This is a genomic window from Cohnella sp. GCM10020058 (assembly GCF_042683485.1).
Classification (GTDB): Bacteria; Bacillota; Bacilli; order Paenibacillales; family Paenibacillaceae; genus Cohnella.
The window spans coordinates 240,445-256,471 of the sequence record NZ_JBHUJV010000017.1; the positions used below are offsets into that span (position 1 = coordinate 240,445).

The 16,027-nt window shown below is 62.0% G+C and carries 12 protein-coding genes; all 12 read left to right on the forward strand.

Annotation, left to right across the window (positions count from 1 at the left end):
- Nucleotides 1-94 precede the first annotated feature (94 nt).
- On the forward strand, nt 95-1,111 hold the full coding sequence (locus ACFSR7_RS28585) for an NAD-dependent epimerase/dehydratase family protein (protein WP_378167536.1): 1,017 nt from the start codon (nt 95-97) through the stop codon (nt 1,109-1,111).
- Nucleotides 1,111-2,181: a dihydrodipicolinate synthase family protein gene (locus ACFSR7_RS28590; protein ID WP_378168183.1), complete on the forward strand. Its 1,071-nt coding sequence runs from the start codon at nt 1,111-1,113 to the stop codon at nt 2,179-2,181. The genes ACFSR7_RS28585 and ACFSR7_RS28590 overlap by 1 nt, the downstream gene beginning before the upstream one ends.
- A gap of 36 nt (nt 2,182-2,217) precedes the next feature.
- Nucleotides 2,218-2,901, forward strand: coding sequence for an L-serine ammonia-lyase, iron-sulfur-dependent subunit beta (sdaAB, locus tag ACFSR7_RS28595; protein ID WP_378167538.1), 684 nt, complete (start codon nt 2,218-2,220; stop codon nt 2,899-2,901).
- Entirely contained in the window at nt 2,898-3,785 is an 888-nt protein-coding gene (gene sdaAA / locus ACFSR7_RS28600; RefSeq protein WP_378167540.1) for an L-serine ammonia-lyase, iron-sulfur-dependent, subunit alpha, read from the forward strand. Before sdaAB ends, sdaAA begins: the two co-directional genes overlap by 4 nt.
- On the forward strand, nt 3,782-5,008 hold the full coding sequence (locus tag ACFSR7_RS28605) for a M20 metallopeptidase family protein (protein WP_378167541.1): 1,227 nt from the start codon (nt 3,782-3,784) through the stop codon (nt 5,006-5,008). Before sdaAA ends, ACFSR7_RS28605 begins: the two co-directional genes overlap by 4 nt.
- Nucleotides 5,005-5,937 (forward strand): Gfo/Idh/MocA family oxidoreductase, encoded by a 933-nt coding sequence (locus ACFSR7_RS28610; RefSeq protein WP_378167543.1) that lies wholly within the window; start codon nt 5,005-5,007, stop codon nt 5,935-5,937. Before ACFSR7_RS28605 ends, ACFSR7_RS28610 begins: the two co-directional genes overlap by 4 nt.
- Nucleotides 5,938-6,108: 171 nt before the next feature.
- Nucleotides 6,109-10,425 carry a PolC-type DNA polymerase III gene (locus ACFSR7_RS28615; protein ID WP_483862654.1) on the forward strand — a complete coding sequence of 1,439 codons (4,317 nt, stop codon included), beginning with the start codon at nt 6,109-6,111 and terminating at the stop codon, nt 10,423-10,425.
- 227 nt (nt 10,426-10,652) lie between these two features.
- Nucleotides 10,653-11,114: a ribosome maturation factor RimP gene (gene rimP / locus ACFSR7_RS28620; protein WP_378114765.1), complete on the forward strand. Its 462-nt coding sequence runs from the start codon at nt 10,653-10,655 to the stop codon at nt 11,112-11,114.
- 26 nt (nt 11,115-11,140) lie between these two features.
- Entirely contained in the window at nt 11,141-12,238 is a 1,098-nt protein-coding gene (gene nusA / locus ACFSR7_RS28625; protein ID WP_277567345.1) for a transcription termination factor NusA, read from the forward strand.
- Nucleotides 12,239-12,286: 48 nt separating this feature from the next.
- Entirely contained in the window at nt 12,287-12,607 is a 321-nt protein-coding gene (rnpM, locus tag ACFSR7_RS28630; protein ID WP_378114763.1) for an RNase P modulator RnpM, read from the forward strand.
- Nucleotides 12,591-12,923: a L7Ae/L30e/S12e/Gadd45 family ribosomal protein gene (locus ACFSR7_RS28635; RefSeq protein WP_378167545.1), complete on the forward strand. Its 333-nt coding sequence runs from the start codon at nt 12,591-12,593 to the stop codon at nt 12,921-12,923. The genes rnpM and ACFSR7_RS28635 overlap by 17 nt, the downstream gene beginning before the upstream one ends.
- Nucleotides 12,916-16,002: a translation initiation factor IF-2 gene (gene infB / locus ACFSR7_RS28640; RefSeq protein WP_378167547.1), complete on the forward strand. Its 3,087-nt coding sequence runs from the start codon at nt 12,916-12,918 to the stop codon at nt 16,000-16,002. Before ACFSR7_RS28635 ends, infB begins: the two co-directional genes overlap by 8 nt.
- The last annotated feature ends 25 nt before the right edge of the window (nt 16,003-16,027 follow it).

A 16,027-nucleotide genomic window follows, 5' to 3' on the forward strand; every position in this document is an offset into this window, starting at 1 on the left:
TCTATGCAAATTTAAAGACGATAAATGGACCTGTCTTTATATAGCACTCACACGTATGATGGGATCAGGTACAAGTCGAGAGGAGACTGGTCTCATGCATACGATAGAGCAATTGGAAGCAAAGCTAGCAGAACCGTCGGAGGCGTTGATCAAGCAGCTGTCGGCGATCGACGGGGACATCGTCGTGCTCGGCGTCGGCGGCAAAATGGGGCCCAGCCTGGCAAGGCTGGCGGCCAATGCCGTACGCGCCGGGGGACTTAACAAGCGCGTCATCGGCGTATCGCGCTTCAGCAGCAGCGAGACGCGCGAAGAGCTGGAATCCGCCGGCGTCGAGACGATTTCTTGCGAGCTGCTGGACGACGAGGCGCTGAAGGCGCTGCCGAACGCCGCGAACGTCATCTACATGGCTGGCAACAAGTTCGGCACGACGGGCCGCGAGCATTTCACGTGGGCGATGAACGCGTATTTGCCGGGGCGGGTAGCCGATAAATACAAGGATTCGCGAATCGTTGTCTTTTCCTCGGGCAACATTTATCCGTTCATGCCGGTCGGCGGCGGCGGCGCGGACGAATCCGTCGCGCCCGAACCGCTGGGCGAGTACGCCCAATCGACGCTGGGAAGAGAACGGATTTTCGAATATCACTCGCACAAAAACGGCACGCCGATGACGATGTTCAGACTGAATTACGCGATCGATCTCCGTTACGGCGTATTGCTGGAGCTGGCGCGCGCAATCCGCGAGGAGCGTCCGATCGATCTGACGACCGGTTACGCCAACGTCATCTGGCAGGGCGACGCCAACGCGATGGCGCTGCGGAGTCTGGCGATCGCTTCGAGTCCGCCGGCGATCCTGAACGTAACGGGACCGGAGACGATGTCCGTGCGGTGGGCGGCAGGCCAGCTGTCTAAACGGCTTGGCAAGGAAGCGACCTTCGAGGGCAAGGAATCCGAGACCGCGCTGCTGAACAATGCGTCGAAGTCCCATCAGCTGTTCGGCTACCCGAGCGTATCGCTGCTGCAAATGATCGACTGGACGGCGGAATGGGTGCTGCAAGGCGGCGCGACATGGAACAAACCGACCCACTTCCAGGAACGAAAGGGGAAATTCTGATGGCGACCGTCTATTTGCCGGATGCGCTGAACGCGGCGCTGCAGGACGGCCTTGTTATCCCGGCTCACCCGCTTGCGCTGAACGCCGACCGCAAGCTTGACGAGCGGCGACAGCGGGCGCTCACCCGTTATTACGTCGCTTCGGGCGCGGGCGGCGTCGCCGTCGGCGTTCACTCCACCCAGTTCGAGATTCGCGATCCCGAGCACAACCTGTACGAGACCGTGCTGCGCATGGCCGCCGAGGAGGTCGACAAGGCGGCGCCTTCCCGTCCGTTCATCAAGGTCGCGGGCGTGTGCGGGCCGGCCGAGCAGGCGCTCGGCGAGACGGCGATCGCGCTTAAGCTGGGCTACGACGCGGTGCTGCTCAGCATGGGCGGACTCGGACAGCTGACCGAGGAAGCGCTGCTCGAGCGGACTAGGCAGGTTGCCGCGGTCATGCCGGTCATCGGATTTTACCTGCAGCCTTCGGTCGGGGGAAGAATATTCACGTACGAATTCTGGCGTGCCTTCGCCGACATTCCGAACGTAGTCGCGATCAAGATGGCGCCGTTCAACCGTTACCAGACGCTTGACGTAGCCCGCGCCGTCTGTCATTCGGAACGCAAGGACGAGATCGCGCTCTACACCGGCAACGACGACAATATCGTCGCTGACCTGTTCACGACCTTTCGCTTTACCATCGACGGCCGGACCGTCGAGAAGCAAGTCGTCGGCGGTCTGCTGGGCCACTGGGCGGTATGGACGCAAAAGGCGGTCGCGCTTCTCGAAGAGATCAAGACGGCAAGAAGGGAGCCGGCGATCTCGAAGGAATGGCTGGTCCGCAACATTCAGGTGACCGATTCCAATGCCGCTTTCTTCGATCCTTCGCACCAGTTCGCAGGCTGCATCCCGGGCATCCACGAGGTGCTGCGCCGCCAAGGCTTGCTGGAGGGAACCTGGTGCCTTAATCCGCACGAAGAGCTGTCGCCGGGTCAATCCGGGGAGATCGACCGCGTGTACGCGCAGTATCCGGATCTGAACGACGACGCGTTCGTCGCGACGCATCTTGAAGAATGGCTGCAGGAGCGTTAACCGGTCGATCGATAAAGCGAAGGGAGAGGGGCGGACATGCGATTTAAAGACGTATTTTCCATCATGGGACCGAGCATGATCGGCCCCTCCAGCTCGCATACGGCGGGCGCCGCCAGACTCGGGCTGACGGCGCGCCAGGCGCTCGGCGGGCAGCCGGACGAAGCGGACATCATCTTCTCGGGTTCGTTCGCGGAAACGTACATGGGTCACGGCACCGACCTTGCCGTGACGGCCGGACTGCTCGGCTGCGCGCCGGACGACGAACGAATCCGGGATTCGATCGCGCTGGCCGAAGCGGCCGGCATGCAATTGCGATTCGGCACGGAGCTTAGGCCAGGCGGGCATCCGAATACGGTTCGGTTCGCGCTGCGCAAGGGCGAACGAGACTTGGCGATGATCGGTTGCTCGATCGGGGGGGGAAATGTCGAGATCGTCAGCGTAGACGGATTCGACGTCAAATTCGGAGCGGATTGTCCGACGCTGCTCGTCAATCATCAGGACATGGCGGGGACCGTCGCCGCGATGGCGATCATCGTCGGGCGAGCCAACCTGAATATTCGGGCGATGGATGTCGACCGTCAGAGCAGGAGCGGCCGCGCCCTCACCGTGATGGAGATGGACCAGGCGGTGCCGGACGAGGTGAGGCGCGAGCTTCAGGCGCTCCCGCAAGTCGAGCGGGTTCGCCTCGTCGACCTGAACCAGGAGGAGGGGCAACAATGAGATTCGCCACGCTTGCGGAGCTGTCGGCGCAATGCCGGGCAGCGGACATGACGATCGGCCGCTATATGATTGAGGAACAGGTGCGAGAGTCGGATCAAACGGAGGAAACGGTCGTCGGTCAGATGGCCAGCTACTATCAAATTATGAAGGAAGCGGTGCGCAAGGGCACGACGGAGGAGACCAAGTCGCGCAGCGGGCTTACGGGCGGAGACGCGAAGCGGGTGATGGAATACCGGGCGCTCGGCGGGACCGCGCTCGGCGGCGAAGCCAGCGCCGCGCTGGCCTATGCCCTCGGCGTGTCCGAGGTCAACGCCTCGATGGGCCGCATCATCGCCACGCCGACTGCGGGCTCGTGCGGGATCATTCCGGGCGTATTCGTGAGCACGCAGGAGCGTTTCGGCTGGACCGACGACAAGATGGTCGAAGCGTTGTTCGCGGCAGGCGCCATCGGCTATGTCATCGCCAACCAGTCGTTCATTTCCGGCGCGGAGGGCGGCTGTCAGGCGGAGGTTGGATCGGCCGTCGGCATGGCGGCCGGCGCGTTGACGGAGCTGCGCGGCGGCACGCCGGAGCAGGCCGTCCATGCAGTCGGGCTCGCGCTCAAAAATTCACTCGGCCTGATCTGCGATCCCGTCGGCGGACTCGTCGAGATCCCCTGCATCGTACGCAACGGCTTCGGCGCGGTGACCGCGCTCGCGGCGGCCGATATGGCGCTGGCCGGCGTCCGCAGCGTCATTCCGTCGGACGAAGTCATCGGCGTCATGAAGGATATCGGGGCGGCCATGCCCGAAGCGCACCGGGAGACGGCGAAGGGCGGTCTCGCCCAGACGCCTACAGGCAAAGCGATTCTGAGCGACCTGCGCAAGAAAGGCGGGCGTTCATGAGCGCGGCCGTCGCATGGAAAGACAAGGCGGCGCTGCTGTCGGGCGAGCTGACCGCCGTCCGCCGGCAACTGCACCGTTTTCCGGAGCTTAGCTTCGAGGAGCGCGAGACGGCGGATCTCGTCGCGCAGCGGCTGACCCGGCTCGGATTGTCATGCCGCACGGGAATCGGCGGTCACGGCGTCGTGGCCGACATCGTCGGCGATGCCGCGGGTCCGGTCGTCGCGCTCCGCGCCGACATGGACGCGCTTCCGATCGCCGAGGAGACGGGCCTGTCGTTCGCCTCCGAGCGTCCCGGCGCGATGCATGCCTGCGGACACGACGCCCACACGGCGATGCTGCTCGGCGCGGCCGAGCTGCTGGTCCAGGAGCGCGCGAGTCTTAAAGGCACAGTTAGACTCATCTTCCAATCGGCGGAAGAAATCAACGAAGGCGCCAAGGCGATGATCGGCGAAGGCGTGCTGGACGGCGTCGACGAGATTTACGGCCTGCACAACCTGCCGACGCTGTCCGCGGGCTTGGCGTCGGTCCGTCCCGGACCGCTGATGGGCTCGGTCGACCGCATCGAGATTCTGGTCGAAGGCAAAGGCGCGCACGGCGCCATCCCCGATCAGGGCATCGATCCGATTCTCTGCGCCAGCGCGATCGTCATGTCGCTGCAAAGCCTGGTCTCGCGGGAGACGTCGCCGTTCGATCCGATCGTCGTGACGATCGGCAGCATTCACGCGGGAGACGCGAACAATGTGATTCCGTCCGACTGCCGGATGACGGGGACTGTCCGCGCTTTCGATCCGGACGTTCGGGAACGCTTGCCCGGCGGCATCGAACGGATCGTGACGCGGATTGCGGACGGCTACCGCTGCCGCGCGCGCCTGACCTATATCCGACAGACGCAGGTGCTTGTGAACCATCCGGAAGCGGCCCGCCGGGTCGGCGAGGCGATCGACGCAGTAGCGGGACCGGGGAAAAGGCTTGAAGCGGCTCCGACGCTCGCGGGCGAGGACTTTTCGGAGTATTTGAAGCATGTGCCCGGCTGCTTCTTCTGGCTTGGCTCGGGTCCGGCCGAGGGGGCCGAGCGCGCGTTCGGCCTGCACCATCCGCGCTTCGAGCTGAACGAAGCCTGCCTGCCGCTCGGCGCGGCGCTGCTTGCGGGCATCGCGGCACGAAGGCTGGAGGAAGGCGTGCTTACATCCGGTGCGTCTGCCGAGGGAGGCGAGCGCGCGTGAATATCCGCTCGATCGGGCTGATCGGCACCGATTCCTCTCATGCGACTACGTTTACCGAGCTGTTGAACAATCCTCGCGATCCCCTGCATGTGCCCGGCTGGCGCGTCACGACGGCATGGCCGGGCGGTTCGCCGGACTTTCCGCTCAGCGCGTCGCGCGTCGGGACAATCATGGACCGGCTCGAGACCGAGCACGGCATCCGGCGGGCGGACACGCCGGAGGAAGTTGCGGCTTCCTGCGACGCGCTCATGCTGCTGTCGATCGACGGCCGGCAGCGCACGCAGCTGTTCGGACGCATCGCGCCTTATGGCAAGCCGGTGTTTATCGACAAGCCGCTGGCCATATCCGGACGTGAAGCCGCCGAGATCGAGGCGATTTCGCGCGCTTACGAAATCCCGATTTTCAGCGTTTCCGCGCTTCGCTACGCCGTGTTAAGCGCCATGAAGCAAGCCTTGCCGGGGGAGGCGCCGATACTTGGAGCGACCGTCGGCGGCCCGCTGCAGGTTGAGCCGACGCAGTCGGTCTATTATTGGTACGGCATTCACCTGGCCGAGATGCTGTTCGCGCTGCTGGGGCCGGATTGCCGGTCCGTTCGGGCCGAACGCTGCGACGAATTTGACCGGATCGTCGGCCAGTGGCGGGACGGCCGGACAGGCACGGCGCTCTGCAAGCGTCCGGAAGCGGGCTACGCTTACGAGGCCGAATTACGGATCGGGGGCAATGAAGCGAGGACGCTGGCGCTCGATCCGGACTTTAAAATTCATTATGCCCGGCTGATCGCGGACGCGGTATCCTTTTTCGAAACGGGTATCGCACCGGTCCCCTTGGGCGAGACGCTGGCGATCATTCGTTTCCTGAACGCCGCGGAGATCAGCCTTGGCGCGGGCGGCGCCCCGGTGACGCCTGATGCTTGCGCGAGCCGTTCCTGATCGTCCCCGGAATGTCGTTCTTTGACTATTGCTGCCGCAAAGTCTATCAGGTAGAATAATAGAACAAGTACGAGAACAGAAAGCTTCCCGACTTTAACCTGCCGCAGGCGTTCGTCTTGCGGGAGGGCCGGTCGGGGGCTTTTGTTGTTGAAAGGGATGAAGTCTCCGATTATGTTGCCGAAGCCCGATCAGAGGAAAAGATTCGAACTGCTGCTGGCGCAAGCGGAGATTCCGGGCGATTGGATCGACGCCCACTTCCGCGACGGTTACATAGATAGAGTCGAGGTGAGCAAGGCGAACCGCAGCTGGCGGTTTCATTTCGTCAAGGCGTCGCTGTTGCCGCCGCCCGTCTATGCCGGATTCCACAGCCGCGTGCGGGACAAGCTCGGCCATCTTGCGCAGATCGAGATGTGCCTGCGTCACGAAGAGACGATCGCCACGAGCGAGCTGTTGCTGCATTATTGGCCGCTGTTCGTCGAATGGATGCAGAGCGAGTTCGCTTCTGTCAACGGCTGGCTGGGCAAGGCAAGGCCCGAGGCGGAAGGCGAGCTGCTGACCTTGTTCATGCTGAACGAGGCGAGCCTGGAGATGGCGCGCAAGAAGACGGTCGATACGTATGCGGCCAAGTTTTTCGAGGAGCGGTTCGGCCGCGCCTGCCGGATCAAGCTGGCCGTGGGGGAGAAGCAGCAGGAGGCCGTAGAGGCGTTCATGCAGCGGCAGCTTGAGGAGGAGCGGCTGCACGTCCGCAAGCTGATGGAGAGCATGCCCGAGGAGGAGCCGCCGGAAGACACGGGCGGAGCGGCGCCGCAGTCGCTGCAGCACGGCTATGAGATCAAGGATGACGCCGTGCCGATCGCCAACATCCAAGAGGAAGAAAAGAAAGCGACGATTCAGGGCATCGTGTTCGGATTGGAAGTCAAGGAACTTCGCAACGGCAATACGCTTTACCTGTTTCATGTGACCGATTATACCGATTCGCTCACCGTCAAGATGTTCGGCAAAACGAAGGAAGACGTCAAGATGCTGAACCTCCTTTCGAACGGCAAATGGGTGAAGCTGCGCGGGCGCGTCGAGTACGATCGGTTCCTCAATCCGCCCGAGCTCGTTATGATGCCGAGCGACCTCAAGGAGATCAACGGACCGAAGGCCCGCAGGGACGAGGCAAGCGACAAGCGCGTCGAGTTCCACCTGCATACGTCCATGAGCACGATGGACGCGATCGCGCCGGTCGACGCCTATATCAAGACGGCGGCCAAGTGGGGACACAAGGCGATTGCCGTCACCGATCACGCGAACGTGCAATGCTTCCCCGAAGCCGCCAAGGCCGCGAAGAAAAACGGCATCAAGATGATCTACGGCGTCGAGGCCAACGTTGTCAACGACGCGGTAGACATCGTCCAGAACGCCCGCGACACCGTGCTTGCCGAAGAGACGTTTGTCGTGTTCGACATCGAGACGACGGGTCTGTCCGTCACGGCGAACAAGATCATCGAGCTCGCGGGCGTCAAGGTGTCCGGGGGAAGGGAGATCGGACGCTTTTCGACGTTCATCGACCCGCATGAGCCGATTCCGTACAACATTCAGCAGCTGACCAGCATCACGGACGAGATGGTGGCGGGCGCGCCGGAGCTTGAGCCCAAGCTGACCGAATTCCTCGAATTCGCGGGCGATGCCGTACTCGTGGCGCACAACGCCCGGTTCGATATCGGCTTTATCCAGCACAACTGCAAGCAGCTCGGACTGCCGCAGCCAAGCAACCCCGTGCTCGATACGCTGGAGCTGGCGCGTTACCTGCATCCGACGATGAAAAACCATCGGCTGAATACGCTGTCGAATTTATATAAAGTCAGCCTCGAAAACCATCACCGCGCCATCGACGATACGATCGCCCTGGCCGGCGTGCTGGAAGGGCTGCTCAAGGATGCGCAGACCCGCGGCATTACCCGGATGGCACGGCTCAACGAAGTGAACGAGAACAGCTGGAAAACGACGCGCCCGTTCCACTGCTGCATTTACATGCTGAACGCGGCCGGCAAGAAGAATTTGTACAAGCTGATCTCGCTGTCGCATACCGACTATTTTCACCGCGTTGCCTGCATTCCCCGCAGTAAGCTGATCGAGCACCGGGAAGGACTGCTCATCATTTCCGGCTGCGAGAAGGGCGAGTTTTTCGAGGCTGTGCTCAACAAGTCGGAGGAAGAAGCCGCTGAGATCGCGGAATTTTATGATATTCTCGAGATCCAGCCGCTCGATTTTTACATGCACCTGCTCGACAAGGGGCTCGTCGGCAGCAGAGCGGAGCTCGAACAGGCACTGCGCAGGATCTTCGCCATCGGCGAGCGGCTCGGCAAACCCGTCATCGCGACCGGCAATACGCATTATCTGGAGCCGAGGGACAAGCTCTATCGCGACATCACGATCCACGGCATTACGGGCTTCAGTCCGCTCAAGGACCAGCGCAAGCCGGACGCGCATTTCCGGACGACGCCGGAGATGCTTGACGCTTTCTCCTTCCTCGGGAAGGACAAGGCGACAGAGGTTGTCGTGACCAACACGAACGCGCTTGCGGACCGCTTCGAGGACATCAAGCTGTTTCCCGACGAACTGTTCACGCCGAATATCGAGGGAGCCGACGAAGAGATTCGCAACACTTGCTATGCCACTGCGCGCAGCTTGTACGGCGACGATCTGCCCCAGGTTGTTATCGACCGGCTGGAGAAGGAACTCGTGCCGATCATCAAGTACGGCTTCTCGGCGAACTACCTGATCTCCGAGCGGCTCGTCAAAAAATCCAATCGCGACGGTTACCTCGTCGGCTCGCGGGGATCGGTCGGCTCGAGCGTCGTCGCGACGTTCCTCGGCATCTCCGAGGTTAACCCGCTGCCCGCGCATTACCTTTGCCGCAACGCCGACTGCAAGCATCAGGAATGGTTTCTCGACGGCAGCGTGCCGAGCGGATTCGACTTGCCGGACAAGGCCTGCCCGGACTGCGGCACGATGATGCGCGGCGAAGGCCAGGACATTCCGTTCGAGACGTTCCTCGGCTTCAAGGGGGACAAGGTGCCCGATATCGATCTCAACTTTTCCGGCGAATATCAGCCGCATGCGCACAACTTCACCAAGGAGATGTTCGGGGAAAAGGGGGTATTCCGGGCGGGTACGATCGGCACAGTCGCCGAGAAGACCGGCTTCGGCTTCGCCAGGAAGTACCAGGAGGAGCACGGCAAAAACTGGCGTGGTGCCGAGCTCAACCGTCTGGCCCAGGGCGTGACGGGCGTGAAGCGGAGCACGGGGCAGCATCCGGGCGGCATCGTCGTCGTTCCTGATTATATGGAGGTCGAAGATATTACGCCGGTTCAGTATCCGGCCGACGATACGAGCGCGGAGTGGAAAACGACCCACTTCGACTATCACGCCTTCGACGCCAACCTGCTCAAGCTCGATATTTTGGGGCACGACGATCCGACGATGATGCGGATGCTCCAGGACTTGACCGGCGTCGATCCGACGACGATTCCGATGAACGATCCGAAGGTCATGAGCCTGTTCAACTCGGTCGAGGCGCTCGGCATCCAGCCGAGCCAGATCAAGTCCCAGGTCGCCACCTTCGGCGTGCCGGAGATGGGCACCCGGTTCGTGCGCCAGATGCTCGAGGAGACGAAGCCGTCGTCGTTCGCCGACTTGCTGCAAATTTCGGGCTTGTCGCACGGCACCGGCGTGTGGCTGGGCAACGCCCAGGAGCTCATCAAGAACAACACGTGTACGATCAAGACCGTTATCGGTTGCCGCGACGACATCATGCTATTCCTGATTTACAAGGCCGGCATGGATGCGTCGCTTGCCTTCAAGATTACGGAGAGCGTGCGGAAGGGAAAGGGGCTCACCCCCGAATGGATCGAGGAGATGAAGCGCTGCGGCGTCCCGCAGTGGTATATCGACTCCTGCCTGAGGATCGAGTATATGTTCCCGAAGGCCCACGCCGCCGCCTACGTCATCTCGGCCGTACGGACCGCTTTCTTCAAGCTCTATTATCCCATTCATTATTATGCGACGTACTTCTCCGTCCGTGCGGCCGACTTCGACGTCGAGCTGTTCTGCCAGGGGTACGACGCGATCCTGAAGGGGATGACGGAGATCGAGGCCAAGGGCTTCCAGGCGCTGCCGAAGGAAAAGAACATGATTCCGATCCTCGAAATGGGACTGGAGATGACCGCGAGAGGCTTCAAGGTCAAGCCGCTTGACCTGTACCGGTCCGACGCCACCCGCTTCATCGTGGACGGCGACGCGCTGATTCCGCCGTTTTCGGCGGTCGCCGGCATCGGCGAGAATGCGGCTCGGAACATCGCCGCCTCTCGCGGCGACGGCGACTTCCTGTCGATCGAGGACTTCCAGCAGCGCTCCAAGGCGACGAAGACGATCATCGAGCTGCTGACGACGATGGGCTGCTTCCGCGGCATGCCCGAATCCAACCAACTGGCGCTGTTCTAGGCGCCCGCTCGCCCGGTGGCGGCGGGGGCTGGCGTCCTCGCCGGCCGCCGCTGCCTGAATAATGCATTGCAAGGGGCCTGGCGGTTATGGTATATTATTTCTGGTAATCATGTGGATATCACTGTCTGCAGAAGAGTGGGGAAACCCACTCTTTACGTTTTGCATAGGCACTTTTGTATGTGCGATGCTGCAGATATCCATTTGAAGCAATCGGGAGGTCTGGTCATTTGAGCGTTTCAAAGATCAAATCCACGGTCGAACAGCTGGTCGCCCCCTTCGTGGAGGAGAACGGCTTTGAGCTGGTGGATGTAGAATACGTCAAGGAAGGCAGCAACTACTTTCTGCGCGTATTCGTGGACAAAGCGGGCGGCATCGATATCGACGACTGCGGCCGCGTGTCCGAATATTTAAGCGGGAAGCTTGACGAAGCCGACCCGATTCCCGAAGCTTACTTCCTCGAGGTGAGCTCACCGGGCGCCGAACGTCCCCTGAAGAAAGCGGAGGACGTCGCTTCTGCTGTCGGCAGACATGTATTCGTTACAACCTATGAGCCGGTGGACGGCGCCAAGGAATTCGAAGGCAGCCTGGACGGGTTCGACGGCAGCGTGCTGACCGTCACCGTGGGGCGCAAGCGCCATGAGATTCCTTACGATAAAGTGGCTTCCGCGAGGCTGGCCATCGTCTTTTAATTTGCGAAAGGAGGAGAGCAGCAGCTATGAGCATGGAGTTTATTGAAGCCTTAGGCGAGATCGAGCGCGACAAAGGCATCGCCAAGGATGTCCTCATCGAGGCCATCGAAGCGGCACTTATCTCCAGCTATAAACGGAATTTCAATACGGCGCAGAACGTTCGCGTCGATATTAACCGCAATACCGGCCTGATCAAAGTGTACGCGCGCAAGACGGTCGTCGACGAGGTGCTGGATCCGCGCCTCGAGATCGCGATCGACGCGGCCCGCTCCATCAACCCGCACTATCAGATCGAGGATATCGCCGAGATCGAGGTGACGCCGCGCGATTTCGGACGGATCGCGGCACAGACGGCCAAGCAGGTCGTGACCCAGCGCATCAGGGAAGCCGAGCGCGGACTTATCTACCATGCGTACGTGGACAAAGAACAGGACATCGTGACCGGCATCATCCAGCGGATCGACATGCGCAACCTGTACGTCGACCTGGGCAAGGTCGAGGCGGCGCTGCCGCTCACCGAGCTCATGCCGACCGACAAGTTCAAGCAGGGCGACCGGGTAAAGTCTTATATCACGAAGGTCGAGAACACGAGCAAGGGACCGCAGATTATTCTCTCGCGTACGCATCCCGGACTGCTCAAGCGTCTGTTCGAGCTCGAGGTGCCCGAGATTTTCGACGGCACGGTCGAGATCCGTTCGGTCGCGCGCGAAGCGGGCTTCCGCTCCAAGATCGCGGTTCATTCGCGCGCGGACGAGGTCGATCCGATCGGCTCCTGCGTCGGACAGAAGGGCGTGCGGGTACAGACGATCGTGAACGAGCTTAAGGGCGAGAAGATCGACATCGTCCGCTGGTCCGATTCAGTCGAGGAATACGTCGCCAATGCGCTCAGCCCGTCCAAGGTGCTGGAAGTCATCGTGTTCGAGGCCGAGAAGATGGCTCGCGTTATCGTGCCGGACTACCAGCTGTCGCTGGCGATCGGCATCAAGGGACAGAACGCGCGGCTCGCCGCGAAGCTGACCGGGTGGAAGATCGATATCAAGAGCGAGACGCAGGCGGAGCAGGAATACGGCCGGCCACGGACCGAAGGCGATGCGATGCACCAGGACAGCGTGACGATCGATTAATTTTCAAGCGGCAATCATATAGACGGTCCGCATGGGAGGCGAGGAACCTTGAGACCGAGGAAGATACCGCAGCGCAAATGCATCGCGAGCCAGGAAATGATGCCTAAAAAAGAACTCATCCGCATCGTCCGGTCACCGACGGGGGAGATCTCCCTCGATCTGACGGGTAAAAAGCCCGGAAGGGGCGCCTATCTGTGCGGCAAGCTGTCCTACTTCAAGCTGGCCAAGAAGACGAAGGCGCTGGAGCGCGCGCTTAAGGCGCCCGTGCCGCCCGAGGTTTACGACAGGCTGGAGGAAGAGTTTTTGAAGCTGGAAGGCGAATTCATTGCCGCAAAGGAGCTGGATGACGGCGATGACGAAAAGCGATAAGACGCTGTCGCGCCTGGGGCTCGCCATGCGGGCGGGCAAGCTCGTCTCGGGAGACGAAACGGTGCTTAAGAGCATTCGCGCGGGCGAAGCGAAGCTGGTGGTGATTGCCCGGGACGCTTCCGACAATACGCGCAAGAAAGTGGCGGACAAATGCGCAAGCTATGGCGTAGAGCTGTTGATGGGCTACTCCCGGTATGACCTCGGAGGCGCCGTCGGCAAGCCCGAGCGCGTGTTGTTCGCCGTCACGGACCAAGGCTTTGCGAATCTCGTTCGCGAGGGCTTCGTTCAACATTCGGAGGTGGAGAATATTGAGTAATAAACAATCGGATAACAAAGATAAGCTGCGGGTGTACGAATACGCCAAGCAGTTGAACATGAGCAGCAAAGAAGTGCAGAAAATTCTCGAGCGGGTAGGCAAGCCCGTCAACAACCATATGAGCGTCATGGAAGACGGCATGGTCGGCGCCGTGGAAAAGTTTTTCCGCGACGTAAAGGCGAACGCGGCGGCCAAGATGGCGCAGAACAAGCCGGCCGGCAACCGTCCGGCAGGCGAGCAAGGCGGCCAGAACCGTCAGGGCGGCGGCCAGCAGCCGGCGCGCCGTTCGGAGGAGACCGCTTCCGTAGCATCCCGTCCGGCGCAACCTGCGCCGACGGCGCCATCGCCATCTCCTGCGCCTGCGTCCGCTGCGGCACCGCAAGCATCGGAGCCGGCCCCGCAAGCGGCTGCTCCTTCGCAGCCTAGCGCGCCGACCGGCACGGCATCTTCCGCGCCTGCTTCGGATCGTCCGCAGGGCGGCGAGGGCTACCAGGGCAATCGTCAAGGCGGCGGCCAGGGCGGCGGCTACCAAGGCAACCGTCAAGGCGGCGGCGGTTACCAAGGCAACCGTCCGTCGGGCGGCCAAGGCGGCGGCGGCTACCAAGGCAACCGTCCATCGGGCGGCCAAGGCGGCGGCGGCTACCAAGGCAACCGTCCGTCGAGCGGCCAAGGCGGCGGCTACCAAGGCAACCGTCCTGCAGGCGGCCAAGGCGGCGGCTACCAAGGCAACCGTCCTGCAGGCGGCCAAGGCGGCGGCTACCAAGGCAACCGTCCTGCGGGCAGCCAAGGCGGCGGCTACCAAGGCAACCGTCCTGCGGGCAGCCAAGGCGGCGGCTACCAAGGCAACCGTCCTGCAGGCGGCCAAGGCGGCGGCGGCTACCAAGGCAACCGTCCTGCGGGCGGCCAAGGCGGCGGAGGCTACCAAGGCAACCGTCCATCGGGCGGCCAAGGCGGCGGAGGCTACCAAGGCAATCGTCCTGCGGGCGGCCAAGGCGGCGGCGGTTACCAAGGCAATCGTCCTGCGGGCGGCGGCGGTTTCGGCGGCGGCGCGGGCAGAGGCCCGGCACCGGCTCCGGCGACAGCGGCAGGACGCGGCGGCCAAGGCGGCGGCTTCGGCAGCCGGCCGGGCGGCCAACGCAGCGACAACCGCGGCGGTGACAATCGCGGCGGGGACTTTAATCGTGGCGGCGCTGCCGGTGCCAAGCGCAAGGACAATGATTTCAACCGGCGCTTCGAGGAATCCGGGCGCGGCGGCCCCCGCAAGGGCAAAGGCGGCAAAAACGCCAGAGGCCGCAGCAACATGCCTCCGCGCGAGAAGATCGACAATACGCCGAAAAAAATCATTATTCGCGGCGAGATGACTGTCGGCGATATGGCTAAGCTGCTCCATAAGGACGCTTCCGAGGTCATCAAGAAGCTGTTCATGATGGGCGTCATGGCGACAATCAACCAGGATCTCGACATGGATACGATCCTGCTCATCGCTGGCGAATTCGGCGTCGAAACAGAGGTCAAGATCGCAGTCGAAGACACCAACTTCGAGACGATCGAGGAAACCGACGAAGAGGCCGATCTGATCACCCGTCCTGCGGTCGTCACGATCATGGGTCACGTCGACCACGGCAAGACGACGCTGCTCGACGCGATCCGCGAGACGCAGGTCGCAAGCGGCGAAGCCGGCGGCATCACCCAGCACATCGGCGCTTACCAGGTCGAAGTGCACGGCAAAAAAATTACGTTCCTGGATACCCCGGGTCACGAAGCGTTTACGACGATGCGTGCGCGCGGCGCCCAGGTTACCGATATTACGATTCTGGTCGTTGCTGCCGACGACGGCGTCATGCCGCAGACGGTCGAAGCGATCAACCACGCGAAGGCGGCGAACGTGCCGATTATCGTGGCGGTCAACAAGATCGACAAGCCGGGCGCGAATCCCGACAAGGTCAAGCAAGAGCTGACCGAGTACGGTCTCGTTCAAGAAGCTTGGGGCGGCGACACGATCTTCGTCGAACTGTCCGCCAAGCAGCGTCTGAACCTTGACGGCTTGCTCGAGATGATCCTGCTCGTGTCCGAAGTGAACGACTACAAGGCCAATCCCGACAAGCGGGCGCGCGGCACGGTCATCGAAGCCGAGCTCGACAAGGGCAAGGGACCTATCGCTCGCATTCTCGTGCAAAACGGTACGCTGAAGGTCGGCGACGCGTTTGTCGCGGGCGATTGCTTCGGACGGATCCGCGCGATGACCAACGATCGCGGACGCCGGGTTAAGGAAGCCGGACCTTCGACGCCTGTCGAGATCACCGGTTTGACGGAAGTGCCGCAAGCAGGCGATCCGTTCATGGTATTCGAGGACGAGCGCAAGGCGCGCGAGATCGCCGACAAGCGCTCGATCAAGACGCGTCAGGAATCGATGCGCTCCAACCAAAAGGTTACGCTCGAGGACCTGTTCAGCAAGATCAAGGAAGGCGAGATCAAGGATCTGAACGTCATCCTGAAGGCGGACGTTCAAGGCTCGCTCGAAGCGCTCAAGGGCTCCCTCGAGAAAATCGAAGTCGAAGGCGTCCGCGTCAAGACGATCCACAGCGGCGTCGGCGCGATTACCGAGTCGGACGTATCGCTTGCGCTCGCGTCGGCCGCGATCGTCATCGGCTTCAACGTCCGTCCGGAGCCGCGCGCCGCGCAGGCCGCCGAACAGGAAAAGGTCGACCTGCGCCTCCACCGCATCATCTACAAGGTGATCGAGGAAATCGAGCAGGCGATGAAGGGCATGCTCGATCCGGTATTTAAGGAGAAGGTCATCGGCCACGCCGAAGTCCGCGAGACGTTCAAGGTCAGCAAGGTCGGCACGATCGCCGGCTGCATGGTCACGGACGGCAAGGTCGCCCGCAACGCCGAGGTTCGTCTCGTGCGCGGAGGCGTCGTCGCCTTCGAAGGCAAGATCGATTCCCTCAAGCGGTTCAAGGATGACGCGAAGGAAGTTTCGGAAGGCTATGAATGCGGCATTACGCTCGACAAGTTCAACGATCTTCAGATCGGCGACGTTCTCGAGGCGTTCATCATGGAGTCCGTCGAGCGTTAATCCGCGCATGAAGCAGGGAAGAGGG